At 60.2% G+C, this 24,622-nt stretch carries 24 protein-coding genes; all 24 read left to right on the top strand.

What is annotated here, in order from left to right; all coding sequences use genetic code 11:
• Nucleotides 1-51 precede the first annotated feature (51 nt).
• Nucleotides 52-1,008: a YdaU family protein gene (locus tag SKZ59_RS07415; RefSeq protein WP_319991255.1), complete on the top strand. Its 957-nt coding sequence runs from the start codon at nt 52-54 to the stop codon at nt 1,006-1,008.
• Nucleotides 947-1,675, top strand: a complete 729-nt coding sequence (locus tag SKZ59_RS07410) for a hypothetical protein (RefSeq protein ID WP_319991254.1) — start codon at nt 947-949, stop codon at nt 1,673-1,675. Before SKZ59_RS07415 ends, SKZ59_RS07410 begins: the two co-directional genes overlap by 62 nt.
• The gene (locus SKZ59_RS07405) at nt 1,672-2,424 is read left to right on the top strand and encodes a hypothetical protein (RefSeq protein ID WP_319991253.1); all 753 of its coding nucleotides are present in this window, start codon (nt 1,672-1,674) and stop codon (nt 2,422-2,424) included. Before SKZ59_RS07410 ends, SKZ59_RS07405 begins: the two co-directional genes overlap by 4 nt.
• A gap of 216 nt (nt 2,425-2,640) precedes the next feature.
• Entirely contained in the window at nt 2,641-3,147 is a 507-nt protein-coding gene (locus SKZ59_RS07400) for a terminase small subunit (RefSeq protein ID WP_319991252.1), read from the top strand.
• Nucleotides 3,144-5,210, top strand: coding sequence for a phage terminase large subunit family protein (locus tag SKZ59_RS07395; RefSeq protein WP_319991251.1), 2,067 nt, complete (start codon nt 3,144-3,146; stop codon nt 5,208-5,210). The genes SKZ59_RS07400 and SKZ59_RS07395 overlap by 4 nt, the downstream gene beginning before the upstream one ends.
• Nucleotides 5,210-5,494 (top strand): Mor transcription activator family protein, encoded by a 285-nt coding sequence (locus tag SKZ59_RS07390; protein ID WP_319991250.1) that lies wholly within the window; start codon nt 5,210-5,212, stop codon nt 5,492-5,494. Before SKZ59_RS07395 ends, SKZ59_RS07390 begins: the two co-directional genes overlap by 1 nt.
• Nucleotides 5,495-5,581: 87 nt before the next feature.
• Nucleotides 5,582-5,815: a hypothetical protein gene (locus SKZ59_RS07385; protein ID WP_314631517.1), complete on the top strand. Its 234-nt coding sequence runs from the start codon at nt 5,582-5,584 to the stop codon at nt 5,813-5,815.
• 80 nt (nt 5,816-5,895) lie between these two features.
• The gene (locus SKZ59_RS07380) at nt 5,896-7,347 is read left to right on the top strand and encodes a phage portal protein (protein WP_319991883.1); all 1,452 of its coding nucleotides are present in this window, start codon (nt 5,896-5,898) and stop codon (nt 7,345-7,347) included.
• 79 nt (nt 7,348-7,426) lie between these two features.
• Nucleotides 7,427-9,493, top strand: a complete 2,067-nt coding sequence (locus tag SKZ59_RS07375) for a ClpP-like prohead protease/major capsid protein fusion protein (protein ID WP_319991249.1) — start codon at nt 7,427-7,429, stop codon at nt 9,491-9,493.
• 57 nt (nt 9,494-9,550) lie between these two features.
• A complete protein-coding gene (locus tag SKZ59_RS07370) occupies nt 9,551-9,880 on the top strand; it encodes a DUF2190 family protein (protein ID WP_319991248.1) in 330 nt (109 codons plus the stop codon).
• The gene (locus SKZ59_RS07365) at nt 9,880-10,200 is read left to right on the top strand and encodes a hypothetical protein (RefSeq protein ID WP_319991247.1); all 321 of its coding nucleotides are present in this window, start codon (nt 9,880-9,882) and stop codon (nt 10,198-10,200) included. The genes SKZ59_RS07370 and SKZ59_RS07365 overlap by 1 nt, the downstream gene beginning before the upstream one ends.
• Nucleotides 10,197-10,640 (top strand): hypothetical protein, encoded by a 444-nt coding sequence (locus SKZ59_RS07360; RefSeq protein ID WP_319991246.1) that lies wholly within the window; start codon nt 10,197-10,199, stop codon nt 10,638-10,640. Before SKZ59_RS07365 ends, SKZ59_RS07360 begins: the two co-directional genes overlap by 4 nt.
• On the top strand, nt 10,637-10,798 hold the full coding sequence (locus SKZ59_RS07355) for a hypothetical protein (RefSeq protein ID WP_319991245.1): 162 nt from the start codon (nt 10,637-10,639) through the stop codon (nt 10,796-10,798). The genes SKZ59_RS07360 and SKZ59_RS07355 overlap by 4 nt, the downstream gene beginning before the upstream one ends.
• A 3-nt stretch (nt 10,799-10,801) precedes the next feature.
• Nucleotides 10,802-11,773 carry a hypothetical protein gene (locus tag SKZ59_RS07350; RefSeq protein ID WP_319991244.1) on the top strand — a complete coding sequence of 324 codons (972 nt, stop codon included), beginning with the start codon at nt 10,802-10,804 and terminating at the stop codon, nt 11,771-11,773.
• Nucleotides 11,774-11,812: 39 nt separating this feature from the next.
• A complete protein-coding gene (locus SKZ59_RS07345; RefSeq protein ID WP_319991243.1) occupies nt 11,813-12,160 on the top strand; it encodes a hypothetical protein in 348 nt (115 codons plus the stop codon).
• Between the two features lie 35 nt (nt 12,161-12,195).
• On the top strand, nt 12,196-12,522 hold the full coding sequence (locus SKZ59_RS07340; RefSeq protein WP_319991242.1) for a DUF1799 domain-containing protein: 327 nt from the start codon (nt 12,196-12,198) through the stop codon (nt 12,520-12,522).
• A complete protein-coding gene (locus tag SKZ59_RS07335) occupies nt 12,512-17,725 on the top strand; it encodes a tape measure protein (protein ID WP_319991241.1) in 5,214 nt (1,737 codons plus the stop codon). The genes SKZ59_RS07340 and SKZ59_RS07335 overlap by 11 nt, the downstream gene beginning before the upstream one ends.
• Entirely contained in the window at nt 17,722-19,191 is a 1,470-nt protein-coding gene (locus SKZ59_RS07330; RefSeq protein ID WP_319991240.1) for a hypothetical protein, read from the top strand. Before SKZ59_RS07335 ends, SKZ59_RS07330 begins: the two co-directional genes overlap by 4 nt.
• Nucleotides 19,188-20,756, top strand: a complete 1,569-nt coding sequence (locus SKZ59_RS07325; RefSeq protein ID WP_319991239.1) for a hypothetical protein — start codon at nt 19,188-19,190, stop codon at nt 20,754-20,756. The genes SKZ59_RS07330 and SKZ59_RS07325 overlap by 4 nt, the downstream gene beginning before the upstream one ends.
• Entirely contained in the window at nt 20,753-21,034 is a 282-nt protein-coding gene (locus SKZ59_RS07320) for a hypothetical protein (protein WP_319991238.1), read from the top strand. The genes SKZ59_RS07325 and SKZ59_RS07320 overlap by 4 nt, the downstream gene beginning before the upstream one ends.
• A complete protein-coding gene (locus SKZ59_RS07315; RefSeq protein WP_319991237.1) occupies nt 21,034-21,738 on the top strand; it encodes a hypothetical protein in 705 nt (234 codons plus the stop codon). The genes SKZ59_RS07320 and SKZ59_RS07315 overlap by 1 nt, the downstream gene beginning before the upstream one ends.
• A gap of 8 nt (nt 21,739-21,746) precedes the next feature.
• Entirely contained in the window at nt 21,747-22,409 is a 663-nt protein-coding gene (locus SKZ59_RS07310) for a DUF4376 domain-containing protein (protein WP_319991236.1), read from the top strand.
• Nucleotides 22,409-23,263: a hypothetical protein gene (locus SKZ59_RS07305; protein ID WP_319991235.1), complete on the top strand. Its 855-nt coding sequence runs from the start codon at nt 22,409-22,411 to the stop codon at nt 23,261-23,263. Before SKZ59_RS07310 ends, SKZ59_RS07305 begins: the two co-directional genes overlap by 1 nt.
• On the top strand, nt 23,264-24,484 hold the full coding sequence (locus tag SKZ59_RS07300) for a tail fiber domain-containing protein (RefSeq protein WP_319991234.1): 1,221 nt from the start codon (nt 23,264-23,266) through the stop codon (nt 24,482-24,484).
• Nucleotides 24,485-24,622 lie beyond the last annotated feature (138 nt).

Here is a 24,622-nt window from a genome sequence, read left to right as displayed (position 1 = left end):
GAAAAAGAGACTGACATTAGCGGTTTTCAAGGACCAGGGTAATCGCCACTCATGAATTACTACCCGCATCACATCGGCGATTTCAATACGCGCACGCTGCATTTGTCTCGCCTGGAGCGCGGCATCTACCGCGACATGCGCGACCTCTATTTCGACAAGGAAGCGCCACTGCTGGCCGACACCGTCAGGCTATTTCGCCTGCTGCGCGTCAGCACGTCCGAAGAAATCGCCGCTGCGCAAAATGTGCTGGAAGACTTTTTCGTACTGACCGATGCAGGCTGGGTGGATGCTGATGCTGAGGCGCAGATCCAGGCGTACTACGAAGGATTGGAGGCCAGCAGTGCAGGCGGCAAGGCAGCGAAGAAAAAGCGTGACGAGGCGGCACGACTAGCCGCTGAACGCGCGGCGGCAGGGCAAAGCACACTGGATTTTGTGCAACAGCAGCACGCTCAAGGTTCGAGCACGGTTCCCGAACAGTGCGCGAACGGTGCGGGAACCGTGCCCGATGGTGCCAACCAAAACCAGAACCAGAACCAGAACCAGAACCAGAACCAAAACCAGAACCAGAACCAACACCCAGCAACGCCAACACTGAACGTAGACCGCGCGGGCGCGGCAACAGCGGGCGAGCTGAGCATTGCATTTCGCAAGGCAGGCGTGCAAACGCAGCCAGCAGACCCCCGGTTGCTGGCGTTGGTCGAGCAAGGCATCAGCGTCAATACGGCGCTCTCGGCATGCGCCGAGGCAAAAAAATCCAAACCGAACGGCGGCATCGGCATTGGTTACGTAGTGGGCATCCTGAATCGCTGGGCAAACGAGGCAAAGACCATGCAGGTGGCCGGCGCCCTGCCGCCAGCACGGGCAGCACCAGGCAGCACGGCTGCAGTACGGGATCAGGCACGGCAGGACACCCTTGATGGATTGACAGGAAGCGGACCACAAAAACATGAACGATCAAACAACATTATCGACATCACCCCTGGAAGAGCAGGCGCTTGCCTGGCCTGAAAAAGCGATCCCGGAAAAGTGGGTCAAGGCGCTGTTCAACAAGATGGCGTTCAGCTATGGCGTGAAATTCGCAGACCAGTGGAAAGGCATCGATCCCGATGGCATCAAGCGCCACTGGGCGCAAAAGCTGTTCGTGCTGACCACGGCCGAGCTGACGCGCGGCGTCGAGCGGTTGGATACCCGCGCCTGGCCTCCGACGCTGCCGGAATTCCTGGCGCTGTGCCGCCCGCCCATCGACCCGTCGGTGGCGTTCCACGAAGCGCTGGAGCAAGGCGCGCTGCGCGACCGCGGCGAGCCGAACGTGTGGTCGTCGCCGGCCGTGTTCTGGGCCTGGCGCAAGCTGGGTGCCTTCGATTGCGCGCACAGCACCTATGCCGTGCTGCGACCGCGCTGGGAAGCGGCGTTGGCCGCCGAGCTGGAGCGTGACGTGATCGAGCCTGTCCCGGCGCAGGACACGGTAGCCCTGCCCGCGCCTGGCAAGACGATGATGTCGAGCCGTAAGGCACAGCAATTGATCGGCGCCTTCAAGCTCAAGAACCTGGGCGATGCCGGTCACGGCGACGGCAGGCGATGGGCTCGCCGTATCATCGAGAGAAAGAAGGCTGGTATGGAATTCAGCATATTCGTCATCGAATGCGCTGAGCGTGAACTGGGGATGCGCGCATGACCATCAACGTGGCCCCAGCCATCCGCCAGTTGACGGCGTTTGTCGATGCCGGGACAAAGCAGGTGCAGTTCGCCACGCGCGTGGCATTGACGCGCACGGCCCAGCTAGCCAGCGCCAAGCTCAAGCACGAGATGCGTGACATTTTCCGCAGCCCGACCCCCTACACGTTGTCGAGCCTGTTCGTGCGGCCTGCTACCAAGACCAACCTTAGCGCGGAGGTCAAGCTGAAGGACTTCGCAGCCAAGGCGACGCCGGCGGCCACCTACCTGGCGCCGCAGATCAAGGGCGGCACGCGGCCCATGAAGCGCTTCGAGCGCGCCATGCAGTCGGTGGGTGCGCTACCACCTGGCTACCGCATCGTGCCCGGCGGCGGCGCCAAGCTCGACAGCTACGGCAACATGAACCGCGGCCAGATCGTGCAGATCCTGGCCTATTTCCGCTCGTTCCCGGAAGCTGGCTACAAAGCAAACATGACAGCCCAAGGCCGAGCCAAGATGGCCATGGGCACGAAGAAGAAGCCAGGCTTCCACTACTTCGTCGGCCGGCCTGGCGACCGCATGCCGCTGGGCGTGTACCAAAGCATGCGGGGCGGTGGCCCTGGATCGCTCAAGCCGGTGATGGTGTTCGTACGCTACGCCAGCTATCACAAGATTTTCGACTTCGAATACGTCGTTCAAAACACCGTTGAGAAAGAGTTTGCCGGCCAGTTCGCGCGCGCCTACGTCGATGCGCTGCGAACCGCACGCTGACACAAAAAAATATTGCTATTATGAAATCTCATCCAATGGAAACAATCGAGCAAAAACGCATGTTGCGTTATAGCAACAATGCATCAATAGCAATGTTTCAAGAGGGAAATATTTCTCAAAGGTACTCCCCAGCCTCCCCTTGCAAGGGTAATTCGAACCCCCTTTTTTCGCTAGTCACAGGGTATTTGCAAGGGGGTTGTGTTGTCTGATTTGTCTATGCCAATGACGCAAGCCGCCTTCGGCGCGCTGGTGGGCGTGAGCCAGCAAGCGGTCGGCAATCTTGTCGGGCGCGGCCTGCTCGATTCGAGCATGTCCGGCCAGCAGATGCTGCACGCCTACTGCTCGCACCTGCGCGAAACAGCAGCCGGGCGATCATCTGGCGGCGATCTGGACCTGGTAGCCGAGCGCGCCATGCTGGCCAAGGTGCAGCGCGAGCGCATCGAGATGCAGAACGGCGTCACGCGCGGCGAGCTGGCGCCGGTAGTGCTGATCGAAGAGGTGCTGTCTAAGGCGGGTGCGCGCATTGGCGGCCTGTTCGACGCCATCCCGGGCGCAGTCAAGCGCCGCGTGCCGTCGCTGTCATCGGACGAGATCGGCAACATCGAAAAAGAGATCGCCAAGGTGCGCAACATCGTGGCCAACATTTCGCTGGCCGATCTGCGAGACGACGAAGAAGACGGCGCGGCACAGGAACATCAAGTGATCGAGGACCAGGGCGAATGAGCGATCTGGCCGAAGTGCTCAACTGGCGATCCCCTGAATTGTCCGCCTGCCTGACACGCGGGCTGGGCACATTTGGCGTGCCTGATCCAATGACGCTGGACGAATGGGCCGGCAAGCACTTCTACCTGTCGAAAGAATCGTCGTATGTCGAACAGGCATGGGAGGCGTGGCCGTTCCAGCGCGCCATCATGGCCTGCATCAGCAACGACGATATCGCCGAAGTCGATTTCATGAAGTCGGCCCGGGTCGGCTACACCAAGATGCTTCTGGCCGCCATTGCCTATTTCATCGAACACAAGCGCCGCAACCAGGCGCTCTGGCAGCCGACCGACGGCGACAGCGATGAATTCGTCAAGACCGAGTTGGAACCGATGCTTCGCGACGTGAAAGCCATGCGCAAGGCGTTCCCTGCTCACATGTCGCGGCACAAGGACAACACGCTGCAGCAGAAGAAGTTCCTGGGCTGCATGCTGCACACGCGTGGCGGAAAGGCCGCGCGCAGCTATCGCCGTATTTCGGTCGACAATGCGCTATTGGACGAGCTGGACGCGTTCGACGGTGACGTCGAGAAAGAAGGCGATCCCGTCACGCTGGCGGGCAAGCGCGTCGAAGGAGCCACTTTTCCCAAGCTGGTGGCGGGCTCAACCCCAGGCCTGAAAGGCTTTTCGCTGATCGAGGCTCGCTTCATCCTGGCCGATGCGCGCTTCCAGTTCGCCATCCCTTGCCCGGATTGTGGCGAATTCCACCCGCTCGCCTGGGGCGGCAAGGATGAAACGACAGGCTTCAAATGGCTCGACAACGATCCAGACAGCGTACGCCACCTTTGCCCACATTGCGGCTCGATGATCGACCAAGGCCAATATTTGGCGGCGGCGCCGGCTGGCCGCTGGCAAAACGAAGACGCCAGCGTCACCATTGATCACGCCGGGGTATTCCGCAATTCCAGCGGCGCCGTCATCAGCGCGCTGCGCCATATCGCCTTCCACGTCTGGACCGCGTATAGCCCACTGGTCACCTGGGCCAAGCTGGTGCGCGAATTTATCGCCGCGCATAATAAGGCGCAGGAAGGCGACATCACGTCGCTGAAGACCTTCACCAATACCACCCTTGGCCGCACCTGGGAGCTGGACGTCGAAAAAACCGACTCCGAGCAGCTGAAACAGCGCGCCGAGCCCTACAAGCTGGGCGAAGTACCGCACGGCTGTGTGCGCCTGCTGGCCGGCGCCGACACCCAGCCGAACCGGATCGAGATTGCCGTGTGGGGCTATGGCCGCGGCTGCCAGAAATGGATCATCGACTACCGCATTTTTTACGGTAATCCGGACGAGGATGCTGTGTGGGCAGACGTCGCCGAATATCTGTTCGAGAACAAGTTCCGGCACGCCAGCGGCCAGGAACTGAAGATTTACGGTACCGCAATCGATAGCGGCGGCCACAACACGCATGCGGTCTACGCATTTTGCGCCGCCAATGCCGCGCGCCGCGTGTTCGCCGTCAAGGGCCGCTCAGGCAAGGAAAAGCACATCAAGGACGGCGCCACCAAGGTCGATATCGACTGGCGCGGCCGTATCCGCAAGCACGGCGCGCTGCTGTGGCAGGTCGGCACCAACCTGGCCAAAGACCTGATTTACGGTCGCCTGCAGATCACCAGGCCAGGCCCAGGCTATATCCATTTTTCGAAGGAGTTGCCCGATGAATTCTTCAAGCAAATGGCAGGTGAGATTCGTGCTGAGCGAATTACCGCCGGCGGAACGGAATCGCGCTGGTCGGCGATCCGCAAACGCGTCGAGGCATGGGATTGCACCGTTTATGCAGTATGGCTGGAGACGCATTTCGAGCTGGCGAAAAAAACGGCGAAGTTCTGGGACCAGCTCGAGGAAGAAGTGCAGCCATCGATGGCTGATCTCTTCGCCGAGCCTTTGAATATTTCCGAATCGTCAGCGCCTGCGCGTGCGGTAGAAACACCAAAAATTTCGGCGCCGGCGAAACCGGCGGCGCCCACACAACAGCGAGGCGCTAGCCGCTTTGCTTCTGACAGCTGGTCCAAAAGGGGTTTTAAATAATGACAACGTACTACAACAGAAAAGATATCGTCGCGCACATGCTGCATGAACTGCGTGCAGTCCTCGGCGCCGAGGTGATTACGACGGAAGTGCGCCGCGCGCTTGAATCAAAACTGCGCATTGAATGGGGCGGCCAGGAAGTCTACGTAAAGAAAACCGGCAATGTCGCCGACGAGCGTGCGCAGGCGATCCGTGACCAATACAACATGTGCAACCGCCGCGAATTGATGGAGGAATATGGCATCAGCCGCGGCCACTTCTACAAAATCGTGAAAGGTGGCTGATACGCAGCAGTGAAATACAGTCTCATTTCTCCCTAGAAATGAGACAGCCGCGCCGGTACCGTTGGCCCTTCACCTGAAGGAGCACAAATGACTACCGCCACCGACATGCTCGCCAAGTACCTTGCCGCTGAAGCGGCGGTACTGGAAGGGAAAGAGGTATCCCTGGGCGATCGCAAGCTTCGCATGGAAGACCTCGCCAGTATTACCGCGGGCCGCAAAGAGTGGGAACGCCGCGTCCAGCAGGAAGCGACAACCGTGATCAGGGCGCCCACCATCGGCGGCCTGGGCTACTCGCTGGCCAGCTTCCGGGGGCCATACTAATGGTCCAGCATACCAAAATACCATTTAATTTTTTTGATCGAGTCGTTGCGTATATTTCGCCGGCGACAGGCTTGCGCCGCATGCAGGCGCGCCGCGTGCTGAGCCAGTATGAGGCGGCCAAGCCGTCGCGCCTGCGCAAAATGACCAAGGATGCGCTATCGCCGAATGCAGTGGTACAGCACGGCGCCACCACTTTGCGCGCGCTCGCCCGCAGCCTGGTCGAAAATCACGACCTGGCGCGCGGCGCGCTGGGCGTACTGGTCAACAACGTCATCGGACCGAACGGTATCGGCATCGAGCCACAGCCGCGACGAATGGATGGCACCATCCACGAAGAATATGCGGCAGCGCTGCGCGACGCGTACCGCGACTGGCAGCTGATTCCCGAAGTCACGCACCGCCACCATTTCAGCAAAACGCAGCGGCTTGTTGCCAGCACCTGGTTGCGCGATGGCGAATGCTTTTCGCAGCGGCTGATCGGCCCCGTGCCAGGACTGGACCATGGCACGCGCGTGCCTTACTCGCTCGAACTGATCGAGGCCGATCTGATCCCCATGGATTACCACGACATCGGCAAAAATATCCAGCAGGGCATCGAGCGCAACGCCTGGGGCCGGCCAACCGGCTATTACACCTACAAGGAATTCCCGAACGGCGGCATCTGGAGCAAGCATGCCACCGAAATGAAACGCATCGACGTCTCGCGCATGCACCATATCGCCATGGTCGACCGCATCGGCCAGATGCGCGGCGTTTCTGTGTTTGCCAGCGTGATCACGCGCCTGGAAGACATCAAGGATTACGAGGAGTCCGAACGCATCGCCGCCAAAGTGGCAGCCTCGCTGACCGCCTACGTCAAAAAAGGCGACGCCAGCCTCTATGGCAATCCCAATGATGGAAGTGCAGCTCCCGATGGCGCGCCGCGCGAGTTGGGCATGGCGCCCGGCATGATCATCGACAGTCTGCTGGCCGGCGAAGAGATCGGCATGATCGACTCGAACCGACCGAACCCAAACTTGATCACATTCCGCCAGGGCCAGCTGCGCGCAGTCGCCGCCGGCATCCAGGCCAGCTATTCCAGCGTCGCACGCGATTACACCGGCACCTATTCCGGCCAGCGCCAGGAACTGGTCGAGCAATGGATCAATTACGCCGTGCTGACGGACGAATTTGTCGGGCAATACCTGCAGCCCACTTGGATCGATTTCGTCGCCGTCGCGCATTTGTCGGGCGTGGTGCGTATTCCGAAGGATGTCAACCCGGCCACCGTGGACGATGCGCTGTTCGTGGGACAGTCCATGCCCTGGATCGATCCGCTCAAGGAAGCGATGGCCTGGCATGCGCTGGTGCAGGACGGATTTGCCAGCGAAGTGGAAGTCATCCGCAAGCGCGGCGCCAACCCGCGCGACGTGCTCGAGCAGAGTGCGGCGCATCGCGCGGCCGCAAAGGAAAAAAACCTGGTCTTCAAGTCGGACTACGCCAATGAGCAGAAAAACCCGCAGCCAGCAACGCCTGACGCCAACGTCGAATAAATATACAAACTGTCTCATTTCTCCCTAGAAATGAGACTCCGTAAAAAAGACACTGTCTGCTCTGAACAAGGAAAACAGCATGCCCACTCCAAACGCAGCATCGAACCAAGCCGCAAGCTGGTACACCATCCGCCCAAGCGCGCGGGCCGGTGCAGCGGCGTCGGCATCCTCGGCTGAAATTCTGATTTACGGCGATATCGGCGAGAGCTGGTATGGCGACACCATCACGGCGTCCAATTTTGTGCGAGACGTGGCCGCGCTTGATGTCGACCACATGACCGTGCGTATCAATAGCTATGGCGGTTCGGTCACCGATGGCATTGCGATCCATAACGCGATCAAACGCCACAAGGCGCATGTCACAACGATTATCGACAGCATAGCCGCCTCGATCGCCAGCCTGATTGCGGTTGCCGGCGATACCGTGCAGATGGCGGAAAACGCCGCCATGATGATCCACGCACCATGGGGCTGGACCGAAGGCAACAGCGTGGCCATGCGTGAGTATGCCGACATGCTCGACACCTGGTCCGAGGCGATGGCTACCAGCTACGCCAGCAAGACCGGCGGCGACCGTGCGGAAATCCTGGCATTGCTTACGGACGGCAAAGACCACTGGTACACCGCCGAACAGGCTCTGGCCGCCAAGCTGGTTGACGCCACCATTTCGGCGCTGCCGATCGCCGCATCGGCCAGCCTGGCGCTGTCTGTCAAAGCGCGCTTCGATTCATTTGTTCTGCCACAAATTCCAGCGGCTGCCGCCGCACCAACACCGATCACCCCAAAGGAGAACCCCACCATGTCAGGTACCACCGCCCCGGTTGCAGCTGCACCGATTCCAGCAGCGACTGCATTGACCCACGCCCAAATCACCGCCGCTGCGTTGGCGGCAGACAAGACACGTCGCACCGATATCAGCGCCGCGTTTGCGAAATTCAGCAACGTCGCTGGTGTCGCCGAGCTGCAGGCGGCCTGCGCCGACGACCACGGCTGCAGCGCCGAGCAGGCCGGCATCAAGCTGCTGGCGCACCTGGCGCAAGGCGCTGGTCCGGTGGCCGGCACGCACATTGTCACCGTTGAAGACTCGCGCGACAAGTTCCGCGCTGGCGCCGCCGCGTCGATCATGGCGCGCGGCAAGCTGGCCAAGGACGAGACCAACAACAATTATCGCGGCTTCACCCTGCTCGATATTGCCCGTGAAAGCCTAGTGCATGCGGGCGTCAAAACCACTGGTATGGACAAAATGGGCCTGATCGCCGCTGCATTTACCCATACCGGCAGTGATTTCCCGCTTCTGCTGGCGAATGTTGCCAACAAGGCGATGCTGAAGGGCTATGAAGAAGCCGAAGAAACGTTCCAGCTGTGGACCGCGAAAGGCACGCTGACCGACTTCAAGCCTGGCAAGCGCGTCGACTTGAACATGTTCCCCGCGCTCGCCCAGGTGCAGGATGGCGGTGAATACACCTATGCCACCATCGGCGAACGCGGCGAGACGGTGCAACTGGCCACCTACGGAAAAATGTTCAGCATCACACGCCAGGGCATCATCAATGATGACATCGACGCGTTTTCCAAGATCCCGCAGCGCATGGGCCGCGCCGCAATCCGTACGATCGGCGACCTGGTATACGCCATCCTGACCAGCAATCCGCCGATGTCGGATGGCGTGCCGCTGTTCCACGCAGATCATAAAAATCTGCTTGCCGCCGCCGCCATCAGCACGGCCGGCATCGATGCGATGCGTGTTGGCATGGGCTTGCAAAAGCAAGGCGAGTCACTCCTCGGCCTGCGGATGGCGCATTTGCTGGTGCCATTGGCGCTGGAAGGCACGGCCAGCGTGGTGCGTGACAGCGAATATGAAGTCGGCGCAGCCAGTAAGAACAACACGACGCCGAACTCCGTGCGCAACACCTTCGACGTCATTTCCGAAGCGCGCTTGGACGCCAATTCGTCGACCACGTGGTACGGCACCGCCAACGCCGCGTTGCATGACACTGTCGAAGTGAGCTACCTGGATGGCAATGAGGCGCCGACCCTGGAACAGCAAAACGGCTGGCATGTCGATGGCGTCGAATTCAAGGTCCGCATCGATGCCGGCGTCAAAGCGCTGGACTACCGCACGATGGTCAAAAACCCCGGCCAGTAAGCCGCCACCCTGATACGCGCCGCTACGACGGCACTTCACAACTATATAGGAGCCATCATGGCCAAGAATTACATTCAGGAAGGCGAGATCCTGACCGTTACCGCCGGCGCTACCGCCATTGTCTCTGGCGCTGTCGTTCTCATCGGCAAGCGTGTCGGTATCGCCCTGGCCGATATTCCAGCGCTGGGCGCTGGCAGCGCCTCCGTCACCGGCGTGTGGGCTGTCGCCAAGCTGAGTACCGACGCTGTCGCTCAAGGCGATCTGCTGTACTGGGATGCCGCAAACAGCCGCATGACCGCCACTGCTGCTGGCAGCACCCTGGCCGGCTTCGCTGCTGCGCCAGCTGCTGCCGGTACCACTTTCGTCTACATCAAGATCAACGCCTGATGTTCGCCGGTCTGGAAGCGCGCATGAACTGCATTGCGCATAAAAAACTGGCAAACGCTACGGCGACCATCGGCGCCAATGTGGTACCGGTAGTATTCGATGCCGAATATTCGGCGGCTACGGTAGGTCCGGCCCGCGTCGGTGCCTCTGTGCCGCAAATGCAGATCATGAACGCTGACGTGCCTGCCGATTTCGACGGCAGCATGATCCAGATCGTAGTCGGTGACGCGGCCCAGGCGGTGACGTGGCGCGTTGCAGATCGGCAGCCTGATGGCGAAGCGCCCACCGGCATCACCCTTGTGCTGCTGGAACGTCCATGAACAGCGCGCAATTTACCATCGTCACCGCAATCGTCGGCCATCTGCAGGCCGAACCAGCGCTGTCGGGCGGCCGTATTTTCCGCTCGCGAGCTCGGCCGCTTGCGGTAGACCAGGCCAGCGGCCTGGTGGTGCGCATCGAACGCAGCACCTCCACCCTGGCGCAGGTCATCGGCGGCCCGACAACCTGGGCCACATTGATTAACGTCGAATGCTATGCGCGCGCAACCGGCGCCGAGCCAGATGCGGTCGCCGACGCGCTGCTGGTGGAAGTGTTTGATCGCCTGGCGCTGGCGCCCACCCTAAGCGGCGCCGCCATGTCGGTCGAGCCGCTGCCGGGCGACACGCTGTCCTGGGAAGTGGACGAGCTCGATTCAAAAATAGCCTGCATCACTGCCAAATTCGTGGTGATGCATCAAACCAAAGGAAGGACTTTGACATGAATGTCGCAACACAAAAGCCGGCCGCAGCCACCGTACAAGATACGCCTGCGCCAATTCGCCAGGCTGAGCCGAAATCGGGCGGCAGCTATTCCCGCAACCCCGTTGACGGCTCGCTCATCAAGAACCCGGCCCCGGCCACGCAACCCAACCAGGAGTAATCCATGTCTCGCCTCATTCGTAATACGGCGATCCTCGCCAAGATTGAACCGGTATACGGCATCGATGCCGTGCCGACCGGCGCCGCCAACGCAATGCTGGTCAGCACGCTGAGCATCAACCCGCTGAACGCCCAAAACGTCGACCGCAACAACATTCGTCCATTTTTGGGCGGTGATGAACAGCTGGTCGGCAGCCGCTATGTCGAGATGGGCTTCGATGTCGAGCTGGTCGGCGCCGGCACGTTGGGTATCGCCCCCGCATGGGGCCCGCTGCTGCGCGCCTGTGGTTTCGCCGAAGTCATCACAGCAGGCGTGCGTGTGGACTATGTCCCGATTTCAACTGGTTTCGAATCGACCACTATTTACTGGTACGACGATGGCGTGCTGCATAAAGGCTTGGGTGCTCGCGGTACCGCTTCGCTTAAGTTAAGCGTTGGCGAAAAGCCAGTCATCTCGTGCAAGTTCGTCTGCCTGTACGGCGGCATTGGCGTGGCAGCGGCTCCAACGGCAGACCTGGAAGAGTGGCAAGTCCCGGAAATCGTGCTTGATGCCAACTCCGGCAAACTGATGTGGGGTGCTACACATGCGACAGCTACGCCGCCAGCGCTGGTCGGGGGCGATTCCTACCCGAGTAAGGGGCTGACGATCGATCTGGGTGTCACCTCGCCGTTTCAGGCGCTCCTCGGTGGTGAATCCGTGCCAATTACCGAACGCAAGGTAACTGGCGCGGTGCAGCTGGAGTTGACAGCTGCGCAGGAGGTGGCCGCTATGGCTGCAGTCCTGGCCACAGCCAAAACCAGCCTTGGAATGATCCACGGTACCGTGGCCGGCAGTCGCGTCGCCGTGTTCATGCCAGGTGTGCAGCGCATTGAACCGTCCAAAGAAGATCTTAATGGCGCCCGCATGATCGGCTACAAGCTGCTGGTCAACCCGCTTGCTGGCAACGACGAAATCCGCATTGCCACCAGTTTCTAAACCCTGGGGCCAAAGTGCCCTCCCCTCAGAAAGAAAATAATGAAAAAGCAATACAAAATCGTCGTTGGCAATACGGTAGCAGTCCTGGTAGCTGGTTCGCACACCAACGAAAGCGGCAACGCGATCCCATTTAAATTCTCGTTGATTTGCAAACGTCTGGATACCGCTGGCCTGAAAAGTGCATTGAACGGTGGCGAGACGCAAATTGACGAGTTTATCGCAGACGTGGCGATGGGTTGGCGCGATCAGCGCCTGGTGCTGGAAGACGACGATAAACCTGCCGAATTTTGCGAAGAAGCGCTGGCCGCCCTGCTCAGCATTAGCGGCATGGGTATGTTGTGCTTCACCGCCTATATGAAAGAAGCCGGGGCGAAGGCAAAAAACTAAGTCAGGTCGCGCGCTGTGTAGCGCTCGGCCTGGTCGTGTCGGACGAAGATCAAGAGCAGGAGCAGGAATCAACCGATACAGCAGCAGCTGCCTTTGGATTGCGGGTTAAGCGCGCGGCTGTTGTTTGCGAAGACCTCTATTTATGGCCCGAGAACCTACCCAGCTGGAATTTGTTTCAAGCCGTAAGCACGCAGTGGATGACAGGTATGGCTGGCCCGACAGGGCTCAATTATCCAGGTGTAGAGGTCGTCATGCGTAAGAACCGCGTCAAGCGGTGCGATGAAGAGCGTATTTTTTTTGAAATTCAATGTATGGAACGGGCGACCTTGAGCGCCTGGAGAGAAAAAACCGATGGGAAATGAATCTCGCGTCATCATTACTGCAGACTCGGCACAGGCGATTCGTGAATTCAATCGCTTGCGCACACAGTCAACATCGTCTCTTCGGGATATCGCTGCGTACAGCGACAAGGTCGGCGCCGCGTTGGGCGCCATCGGCTTGGGTACCGGCCTGGCTGGCATCGTCAAAATGAGTGATGAATACGCCAAGTTTACCGCGCAGCTGCGTCTGGCGACTGTGTCTCAACGTGAATATAACGCGGCATACGCCGACGTGAAGCGTATTGCAAACAGCTCACAGCAAGCATTGGACGGCACCGGCACCCTTTATGCTCGTATTGCAAACGGAACCCGGGAGCTGGGCACCACGCAAAAGCAGGTTGCTGAAATCACTGAGACCGTTAATTTGGCCTTGAAGGTCAGCGGCGCAACGGCAACAGAATCAGCATCGGCCCAGTTGCAACTGTCGCAGGCATTCGCATCTGGCACGCTTCGTGGCGAAGAGTTCAACGCAGTGAATGAAGCTGCCCCGCGCTTGATGAAGGCGCTGGCCGATGGCATGGGATTGCCGATTGGAGCCTTAAAGGGCATGGCTGGTGAGGGAAAGATTACCTCCAAAATCATGGCAGAGGTCTTGCCAAACGCACTTGTAGCCTTGCGCGAGGAAGGTAAAAAAGTTGCCACAATTGGTGGCGCTTTCACTGTGCTGAAAAATGAGTTCATGGAATTTACGGCTATCAAAGCGCAAGCAAATGGCACCGTGAATATTCTCACTACAAGTATTAAATTACTTTCCGACAACATTAACGTGCTGTTTGCTGCCACGGCGGGATTAATGACCTTGAAGCTGGCCGGGTACTTTTTCATGGGCGTCGCGGCGGTCCAGGCCTATTTCGCTTCAAATGCTGAATTAGCTGCGTTGCTGGTGGTTGAACGTGCGGCGCTAATTTCTAAGGCCGAGGCTCTTGTGGCCAGTACAACCGCAACGTCTGCATCCACCTCAGCGAAGTTGATCGAGGCAGAGGCGACACTGGCGGGCCTTGTGGCGCAAAAGTCGGCCTTGCTAGCAGCGCGCGAAATGGTGTTCGCTCAATACAACCAGGCAAAGGCAAATATTGCCTCAGCTGAAGCAGCTATCGCCGCGGCATCCTCTGCTGGCGCGCTCAGTTTTGCCCTGCGCGTCGTGCGCGCATCAACGCTCGACCTGGCTGTGGCCGAACAGGCCAGAGTAGCAGCGCTGGCTGAACTTACCGCATCTAGCATTGCGCTGGGGCGCGTGTCAGCGCAGTTGGCAGCGGCGACGGCATCGGTTACGGCTGCCACATCTGCGGATACCGCAGCGACTGCTGCGCGCACTGCCGCAACTAATGGATTGAATGGTGCAATTGGACGTACAGCGGTCACTGCAAGCATTGCATCCAAAGCGCTCGGTTTCCTCGGAGGGCCGATCGGGATTATTACCACGCTGCTTAGCGTAGGCGCCGCTGCATGGGTATTGTGGGGAAGTAAAGGTAGTGAGGCGGAAAAAGCGGTTACGACAACGTTGGCGGACGAAATCGACGAATACTTAGCAAATTTGAACAAGCAAATTGAAAAGCTCAAGGAACGCAATGAGCTTGCAAATAAGAAAATGACAACAGGCGCGATACCTGCGACGGACGGAGAAAAGAACCGCGAAAGAATCTTGGCTGAAATTAACTCGATCGGAAAACGTACCGATTTGGACATTGTTGCCAAATCGGCCCTGATGGGTGTTTGGGGAGGTCGACTGAACGAAATCAACCAGGAAATGGAGACATTTAATAACGAACAACAAAAAAACAAAGCATTCACGCGCGACGCTGATATTAAAACTTGGTTCGATCAGAACGGCACAGCCGCGCAGAAAATGGCGGCCGAACTTGGAGAGCTAAAAAAGAAGTTCGGGGAAATCCCTCCGGAAATGGAAAAGCTGGTAAGGGCTAAATATGCTGACAAGGGTGTTGCTGCCGGCCTCAAAAAAGAGGAGCAGGCCTACTCCACGTTGATTGCGAGCATCCGCGAGAAGATTGAGGCTGGCCGTCTGGAGAACGCCACCGACGTCGATGCGACCGAAAGCCAGAAGCTGCGCATCAAGTTGGACGAGGCGAGCAAGGTCAATAAGCTTAAGCTGGCCGACGCGCATCTGACGGCAACCCACGCGGCGCTGGACGAACTGGCGGCTGTCGAAAAGGTGGCCAAGGCCCGGGCTACCGAAAAGGACGTTTCCACGCACATCCAGGAAAGCACGCTGGCGCGCCAGGACTCCGCAGCCGCGCTGTTGGTGGAGTACCAAATGATGGGCAAGTCCAACGATGCCCGTGAATTGGCCATGGTGGCAGTCCGCGAGCAGACTGCACTTGAAAAATTCTTGCTGCAGGAGAAAGTGGCCGGCAAGGGCGTTACGGAGGAACAGATCAAACGCCTGACGGAAGAAGCGACCGCGCGCGTGCGCGTCGAGCAGGCCACGCTGGCGCAGACCAAAGCTCTCAGTTACGCCGCCCAGCTGGCCGACGAAAACCGCCGCTTCGCCGCGGAGTCCATATTCGATGAAAAAGCACGCGCTAGCGCGTTGCTGAAGATCGACGCCGCCATGTGGCAGGAACGCATTGCCTTGGCCGGCGCCGGCACGGACGCCCAGAAACGCCTGCAGGAAGAATACTCGACCTGGTACAGCAACCAGTTGGCCAAGCCCGAGATCGAAGCCAACCGCAAAATGTGGGAATCGATCGACTCGACAGCCCACGATACGTTCGTGTCGATCTTCGATTCGGGCAAGTCGGCGTTCGATCGCCTGCGAGACAGCCTGAAAAATGGCTTGCTCGACCTGCTGTACCAGATGACGATCAAAAAATGGATTCTGAATATTGGCACGTCGGTGTCCGGAGGCGGCGCTGCTGGCTTGGCCTCATCCAATGGCCTGGGCATGAGTGGCGGCGCGGCTGGTGGAGGCCTGGGCGGCATTGCCGGCCTGGCGCAGAGCGCCAAGACTGCCTACACCATCGCAACGGATGGCTTTGCCAGTATGACGTCGTCGCTGGGTGAAGCCCTTAGTTCAGCAGGGAATTACTTCAATTCAGGTTCGATTTCCAGTTTTGGGAAGGGCATGACCCTGTCGGGCGACCAAGCCAGTACGGCCACGCAGGCCTATCTGAAGGCCGGCGATTCCAGCACGGCCAGCTCGTTGACGAGTGGCTCGACAGCCGGCTCTGCCCTCACTGTGGCGACAGCCTGGCTTGCGGCTGCGGGAATTGGCCGGGCGCTTGGGAATAAAATCTCCAATGGCTATTCCGTCAACGGTGGGAATGGTGGTGGTTTTATTAATTTCTCCACGCTAACAAATTCTGTGCCGATTCTTGGCGGTATCGTTGGCGGCTTGATTAATCGCGCCTTTGGTATGTCGGAGAAAAAGATTACTTCATCCGGTATTCGAGGCACGCTGGGGGCTGACAGCTCGTTTAAGGGCGAGACCTTTGCGGATTGGACTCAAAAAGGTGGATTGTTCCGTAGCAACAAATCCGACACGGATATCGGAGCGGTCGACACGGCCACGGCGAGTGCGTTCTCAAGCACCTATGCTGCGATCCGAGATGTGTCTGCAGCCATGGCGACAACCCTTGGCGTGGATGCCGCCGGCATCAAGGCGCGCTCCCAGTCTCTCAATATCGCTTTGACAAGTGACGCCGCCAAAAATGAGGAGGCGGTCAAAAAATTCTTTGGCAATGTGGCGAATTCCATTGCCCTGGAAGTCGTTCCCACTCTGGCGCAGTTCAAGGTCGGCACGGAGGAACTCAGCGAAACACTACAGCGCGTTGGCACAAACTACGCTGCGGTCGATGCTGCGCTGCTGCTGATCGGCCGTACTTCGCAGGATGCGTTCGGCGCCGTAGGTGTAGCCACTATCGGTGCGCGAGAGAATCTGATCAAGCTAGCCGGCAGCCTGGACTCGCTCACCAGCGGGACCAGCTTCTTTGCTGAAAACTTCCTGACGGAAGCCGAGCAAATGGCGCCCGTGCTGTCGACCGTGGCCGATACGCTGGGCAAGCTGGGTATGGCCGGCACCACGACCATAGACGACTACAAGAAGAAGGTGCTGGGCCTGAACCTGGCCAGCGCGGCGGATCAGGAGCTGTATATCAAGCTGCTGGCCCTGGCGCCGGCCTTCAAGGCGGCCGCCGACTACAGCAGCCAGTTGGCCGCCGCGACGGGCAACTATGCCGCAGTGGTCAAGACCGCCGGTGAGATTGCCAGCGAGCGGATGGATCTGCAAAAACAGCTGAACGAACTGACGAAAAGCGAAACCGAACTGCTGGCCATTCAGCGCACCAGCATCGCCGCCGTCAACCGTGCACTGTTCAATCAGGTACAGGCGGCCAAGGCAGTCATTACCGCCAAGGATGCGCTGGCCAAGGCCTATGACACCGAGTCGGCAGCGGCCAAGACGGCGCTGGACAAGTCGAAGTCGTGGGTGGCCACGCTCAACGGCCTGAATGCCAGCATGGCCCTGGGCAACCAGTCCACTCTGACGCCGGAGCAGAAATATGCCGAGGCGCGCGCCCAGTTCGAGAAAACCCTGGCGGCGGCCAATGCCGGCGACGCGACGGCGCAGTCCGGCCTGTCGGCTGCCGAGCAGGCGTTCCTGACAGCGTCTCAGGTGGTCAACGCCTCGGATGCTCGCTACGCGGCAGATTACGCCCGCGTGGTGGCGGCCAACAACGAGGCGCTGAAATGGGCGTCAGCGCAGGTCGACGTGCAGCAGGCCAGCCTGGATGCCCTCAAGGCCCAGGTGTCGGGCCTGATCACCATCAACGACAGCGTGCTGACGGTGGCGCAAGCCATCGCCAACCTGCAGGCCGCAATGGGCACGGCAAGCATACGGGGTGTGGAATTTACCAACGCGCCTGCCGTTGCTGCGCCGGTCGCTTTGTCCAGCCCCCCTGCCCCCGTAGTTTTCGACGCCATGCGCTATTCGGCCGGCTCGAATGTTGGTTCCGACGCATTGGTCGCTGAAATCCGTGCTCTAAACGCCAGGCTCGATGCCCAAACAGTCGAGATCAAGGGCTTGCGCGCCGATCAAGCCAAACAAACCGGCGCCACCATCCAGGCCACCGTCGAGTCGAATGACAAGGCTGCCAAGACGGTCGTCGCCGGCGTCGATAAATCCGCCAAGGCATCCGCCTGGGCGAAAAAAGTGGAGTATTCCGAATGACTGATGCGCAATTTTTGGCGTGGCTGCAAAGTTCGTCGGCCGCTCGCATGGTGCTGATCGAGGCGCAAGTGAATGTGGCGGGCGTCGAAGTGACGCGTTTTATCTCATCCTGGCCGTATGTCACCGGCCCGGCCGATACCCCGCCCAACGTCGAGTACTTGCCGCTGGCCACCGGCGGGCTGGCCTTCACCGAACAGGTCAGCCTGACCGGCGAGGCGGGGCTGTCGGGTGGCGATATTGAGCTCGATAACGGCGATGGTGCGCTTGATGGCTGGCTCGCCGACGTTTGGCGTAACCGGCCTATCAAGGCATGGTCCGGCGACCCGGCCTGGCCGCGCAGCGAATTTCGCCTGGTCTTCGACGGCATCGTCGCCGATATTGGCAGTTCCGCACGCGAATCGATCAACCTGTCACTGCGCGACAAGCTGCAGCGCCTGGATACGCCGATCACCGAGGCCAAGCTGGGCGGCACGACGTCGAACAAGGATGCGACCTTGCCGGTGCCGTTTGGCGAATGCCACAACGTCACGCCGATGCAGACCGATCCGGCCACCCTGGAATATGGCTTTCTCGGCGCCGTCGAATCGAGCTTCGAGGTACGCACCAACGGCAAGCCGATTGCTGTGGCCTTGAACGACCAAGCCGGACGCTTCAACCTGACCACGCCGCCGTATTCGGCGGCGATCACGGTGAGCGTGCAGGGCGACAAGGGCGGCGGCTACGCGCCGCGTATCGCCCCGCTGGTGCAGCGCATTGCCACCGCGTACGGGAAGGCGTCCGACCGCTTTACCTTGGCCGACCTCGATCTGGACAATCTGGCCGCCTTCGATGCCGCCCACCCGCAGTTGGTGGGCCTGTACGTTGCGGACCGGACGAACCAGGCGCAGGCCATCCAGCAGCTGGCGGCCAGCGTGGGCGCCCAGGCGATCATGTCGCGCACCGGCCAGCTGCGTCTGGTGCAGATCGCGCTGCCGGCCGCCGGCGTGCCGGTGGAGATCGGACCAGAACACATGCGGCTCGATTCCCTGCGGCCGGTACAGCGCCTGCCGGTCGTGGCGGCCGTCAAGATCGGTTTCGACAAGAACTGGACGGTGCAAACGAACCTGACGACCAGCATCCCGGCCGCGCACGCCGACCTATACGCGACGGAGTGGCTGACGGAAACGGCTGTCGATGCTGCGGTAAAGGCAAGGTACCGACTGACGGACGACCCGCCGCAGATTGAAACTTGCCTCAAGACGAACGCGGACGCGCAAGCGGAAGCAGCGCGGCGCCTGGCCCTGAACAAGGTGCAGCGCACGATTTACGAATTTGATGGGGAGCCTGAGATGATGATGCTGGAATTGGGGCAGCCCGTGGTGCTGCGCGATGATCGTTTCGGCCTGCAGGACGGCGCACCGGGTGTGGTGGTGCTGCTGTCGCACCAATGGCTGGCCGGGCGCGTGACGGTGGGGGTGCTGGTATGACGGCCATCGGTGGTGCGCGCGATACGCTGCTGCAGGCTTCGGCGGAGCGCTTCAGCACGACGGCCGATGGCAAAGCGATCCTACTGGCTGGCAGCACGCCGGTATTTCGCGTGAACAGTGCCGGCGCCGGTGCGCCAGGCTCGATTGCCATTACGGCAAAACCGGTGAATGTAGTGGGCGATATCGTGTTTTCGGTATCCGCCGGCACGCAGATCACCGTCAACGGGAATGTGGCCACGGTCAATTTTGCCACCATGACCACGGATACAGCCTTGGTGCAAGCCACCATCCGTGAGTTTGGCGTCGACTACATCGCCAACTACATGATCAGCAAGGTCTTCGACGGCGTCACCGGCGAGCCGGGCCTGTCTGGATTGAATACGGGCCAGGCCTTCGCCTACAAGCGCGCGGCAGCCGTGCCTGCTGATTCGCCGGGGGACGTGATCTTCACCTTTGCCACGGCCAGTATCACGACGCCGGCTGGCAATGACCTGGCCAACGGCTGGTCGAAGAATATCCCGGCCGGTACCGCGCCGCTGTACGTGCGCGTGGCCGCCGCCAGTTCGCGCAATGCCACGGACAACATCGCTGCCAATGAGTGGGCGGGGGCGGTGCAGCTGGCCAAGGACGGCGCCAACGGTGTCGACGGCCTGAATGTGGCGCCCGTGCGCATCTACCAGCGCGGGGCGACCAACATCGCGCCGGCACTGCCGAGCGCGGCATGCACGTTCACCTTTGCCACGGGCACGCTGACGGGCCTGAATAATGGCTGGTCGACTCAGGTGCCGACGGCCGGCGGTGCCTACCTGTTCACATCGGGCTCCACGGCCGCTTCGCGCACCGCGACCGACGACATCGCGCCCGGCGAATGGGCCGCCGCTGCGCGCTTGGCTGCCGACGGTGCCACTGGCCAGCGCGGCACCGTCACCGTGACAGCGCCTGGCTATTCCAGCTGGTCGGATGCCTCTGCCGTCTATGAGCTAGGCCACGCCGGCTACGGCGCACCGATCAACCGCGACACCGTCACGCTGTACGACGCGGCACATGCGGTGACGAAGTTTTATGTTGATGGCGCCTGGCTGGAGGCGGGCATGGTTTTGAATGGCAACCTGCTGGTTCCTGGCACGGTGGCGGCGCAGGCATTGGCGGTCGACAACCTGGCGGCAATCACCGCGATTCTGGGCAATGTGAAGGCTGGTGATTTGTACGGCACGACGCTGCATGGTGGAGCTGGCTATCCGACGAACGCACCTGGCTGGCCGGCCACCGGCAACTTTGGCGTTGGATATCACCTCAGCGCTGACGGACTGTTTATAGGAAACCCGCAGAACGGCCGATATTTTAGTGTTGGGTCTAACGGCGATGTTTATGCTCCCGGATTCAACGTGGTAGCAGGTCTGGCGACTTTTAATGGCACGCTGGCTGCAGCAACAGGCACTTTTAGCCTGATTCGCAGTCCAGCGCGCGCTGTCACTGGCACTGGTGCCGGGTATGACCTTACTGGTTCAGGTTTATCATTTTTCAATTCCGCCAATACATTGAAGCTGAAAATGGGTGACGCATGACGACGGCGCTGCAGCTTTTCAACGATAACGGCACCAAGAACTGGGATTCCCGGACTGTTGCCGGCGGCATCATTGCCGACGTCCGCCAATATGCCAGCACCGAAACTGCAGTGTTGACCTATCCCATTTTTGCCGGCCGCTCGGTCGAAATCGTGCCTTTATTGCTGTGGGTTGAAGCGGGCACGATGGGCGTCGTGGCCGATACGGCACTGGGCTATCCGCGCGTCACTATATCCGTTGCCAGCACGACCAGGCGGTTTGCCGTGGAGGTGTATTAATGACCTTCGTTCAAATCGTCAATGACACCGATGAGCTGGTGATCTCTGATCGCGGCATCACCTACGGCTACATCGGGCGTGCGCAACTGTTCGGGGTGGCGCAGGCCGGGGGCGGCAGCATCACGAAAACGCCAGGGCAGAGTGTCTATACCATCGATTGGGCCGGCGACATTGTCGTCGCCCTGCCGGTCAAGGCGAACGGCACCACGGCGCTGCGCAATATCAGCAAATCCGGCAACACCTGGACCATCAACGTGCACAAGGGAAACGGCGCTTTCGATGCCAATGGCTTCGATATCCAGGAATCGACCGAGGTCTATGTGTTCGGCGCCCCGGTGCTGGTACCCGGTTTCACCGCAGCCTTGTACGCTGACGACACCAGTGTTTGCGCCGATCTCACCCGACAACCGCTGACGTACCGTGCGCGCATCAATATTGCAGCGGGAACACTATCCTGGGGCATGCCTTCAGGCGTAGCGATACCTGCCATCGTTGGCACGCCGATGGACTACAACGTGACCTCTGTTCGGGACGGCGCCTTTTACATCATCAGGAACCAAGCGCGCGGCTGGCAGCTGGTGGCCGGCACTGTGCAACGCAATATTTTCCAAAACCGCTGGCGGCGTGAAGACGGCGGCGCTTCCGCGGTCGACACCATCCGCCAAATCTCCGCCATTCTCATCGATGCAAGTGGCCTTGCCTGAAAGTTACCATGCCTATTCTTAAATCCATTACCTTGCCCAACCATGCTGTTGGCGAATTTCACGTGGCCCGGCGGCTGGAAGTCGATTTTGTCAAATCGATTGCCATGCTGTCGGTGCTGAGCTATCCGAACGAAACAGCATATCTGGCCGGCGCCGGGCCGATTTACACCACTCCTGTCCTGGTGCCGGCGACGGCATGTGCAGCGCCGTTGTTGGCCTCGGCTGAGGTGTGGCTTACAGCTGCTGAGGAAAGCATCTTTGCGGGCGGCGTGATCACGACGGACCAGGCGCAAGGCCTGGAGGCGATGAAAATGCGCCAGTGGGACCAGATCAAGGTGGCGCGCGATGCGGCGCTCGCAGGCGGTATGGCGTTCGACGGCAGTATGTTCGACAGCGACCCGGTGTCGATCTCGCGCATCACCGGCGCCGCCATGCTGGCCATGATGGCGGTCTCTGCCGCCACGCCGTACAAGGTGACATGGGTATTGGCCGATAACACGACACGCGAGCTGGATGCCGCCGAAACCATGGCCCTGGGCGCGGCGGCCGGCGCGCACGTGCAAGCCGTCATCGATCAGGGCCAGGCGTTGCGCGGCGATCTGGATGCCGCCACCACGATAGGACAGGTGGCAGCTGTAACTTGGCCCATTCGTGTCTTGCAGGGGTTTTGATGCCAAACCTTCGCATCATCCACGATAACGCTGCCGACCGAGCCGCGCTCACCGCATCGAGCCAGGCCGACGCGCTGGGGCCGGCCAACCTGCAGATCGACCGCAAATCGGCCGTGTTGCGCGCCACCGGTACCGCGCAAACCATTACGGCCACGTGGCCCATGCAGGAGGCGATTGCCTGCGTGGCGCTGATCAATACCAATATGACCAGCAGCGCGCGCGTGCGCGTGCGCGCTTATGCGAGGATCGGCGACGCGGTGCCTGCGCTCGATACCGGCGATGTATTGCCCTGTCCGCCGGTTCCGCTGGGGCATTTCACATGGGGCGCCCAGCCGCTGGGCTGGAATGCTTACAAATGGGGCGGTGCCAACACCTGGGCGCGTGGCGGCGGAGCCGACGGCGTGGTCTGGTTTCCTGCGGTGCGGGCGGCGCAGCTGGTGATCGACATATCGTCGCCATACAGCGATAGCGGCTACCTGGAAATATCACGCCTGGTGGCGGGCAATTACTGGTCGCCGGAATATAACGCCGAATACGGTGCCCAGCTGCTGCTGCAGGACACCAGCGAGAATTACCGCACTTCCGCCGGCGACCTGCGCGCCGCCCAGGGTGTGGCCAGTGACAAGATCAGCATCAATCTTGCTCACCTCACGCCAGCCGACCGCGCGCAGCTGATGCGCATCCTGCGCGATAACGGCACCCGGCGCAGTATGCTGCTCAGCCTGTTCCCCGAGCATGCCGACGTTCTGCTCGAGCAGGACCACATGATTTACGGCCGCGTCAGCAATCTCGATGCTGTGGCCACCCCGTATTACGACACCTATGCAGCACCACTACAAATCGAGGGCATTTAAATGGCAGACTTTTTTAAGGACGGGCAGCTCGACTACATCCAGCGCCTCAACCAGATGTACACGGCGTTTGCGGCCGGGCCGTATAACGCGCTTCCGCTGACGGGAGGTACGCTGAGTGGGGCGCTGTACGGCACACTCGTTTCCGCGAACTCGATACAGACGCGGGCCCTGGTCGGGTCTGGGTTGCAAACCGGTGGCGGAGGGCAGTGGTATAAAGTAGGGCGATTGATCGGCGCGACGCCCTCCGCAGGTCGCATGGTAATAGGCGGGGTTAATGGGTACGGCGCCGGAGGGGCAGCCTCTGCCAGTGCGGGCGCCACCGTAATTCATTTTCGCAGTGAAAATGATAACGTAATTCGCGGTTTTTTTTACAGCACGACGGCAGGTAACAGTACAATATCCGCCGTAATAATAGACAGCCTGAGAGACGTATATTTGCTTCTTGGGGCATTTTTTAATGGTGATGTGCAAGTATATGGTCAGTTTGGATTCACGCCCGACTTCCAGGCGTACGGGGTTGTGGCGCCGGCAGGGCAGGCGATGTTGGCCCAGCAGATCACCGCATTTGGCAGTGTCAAATCCTTAACCATTACACCAACAACGATCAGCACGCCATGCGAATTTACGGGGGCGCGGCTTCTCCCTGCTGCCGATAACGCGCATGACATCGGTTCGGCGGCGACGGCATACCGCACCATCTATGCCCGCACCGGCACCATCAACACCTCGGACGCACGCCTCAAATGTGATTTCCGCGACCTGAGCGCGGCCGAGATTGCCGCTGCCAAGGATCTGGCGCGCGCCATCGGCATTTATCGCTGGCGGGATGCTGTCGACTGCAAGGGCCCTGAAGCGCGCGAGCACGTCGGGCCGACCGTGCAGGCCGCCATCGAGATTATGCAGGCTCACGGCCTGGACCCGTTCAACTACGGATTCATCTGTCACGACACTTGGGAAGCGCAAACTGTGGATCATCCCTCCATCGAGACCCGCCCAGCGACCCCAGCCACCGAAGCGGCGCCGGAAGTGCTCAATTCATTCGGCGATGTCATCACGCCGGCTGTACTGGCCAGCGTGGGCGTTCCGGCTATCGAGGCGCGCGCGGCGTACACCGAGGTCACGCTGGAGGCCGGTGACCGCTACGCGTTCCGCTATGACGAAATGGCCATGTTTATCGCTGCGGGCCAGGAGGCGCGGCTGACAGCGCTCGAAGCGGCGTAAAAAATCACTGCATCACCATAAACCCGCTTCGGCGGGTTTTTTCATTTCCATCATCGGAAATACTGTCTCACTTTTCCCTAGAAATGAGACAGCCACCGCCGTAATGTCTGCAACACCCCCTCCCCTACCTCCTCATCA

It is taken from the genome of Janthinobacterium sp. GMG2 (assembly GCF_033949445.1).
GTDB classification, from domain to species: Bacteria; Pseudomonadota; Gammaproteobacteria; order Burkholderiales; family Burkholderiaceae_D; genus Janthinobacterium; species Janthinobacterium aestuarii.
This window is presented reverse-complemented; position numbering and strand designations above follow the sequence as displayed.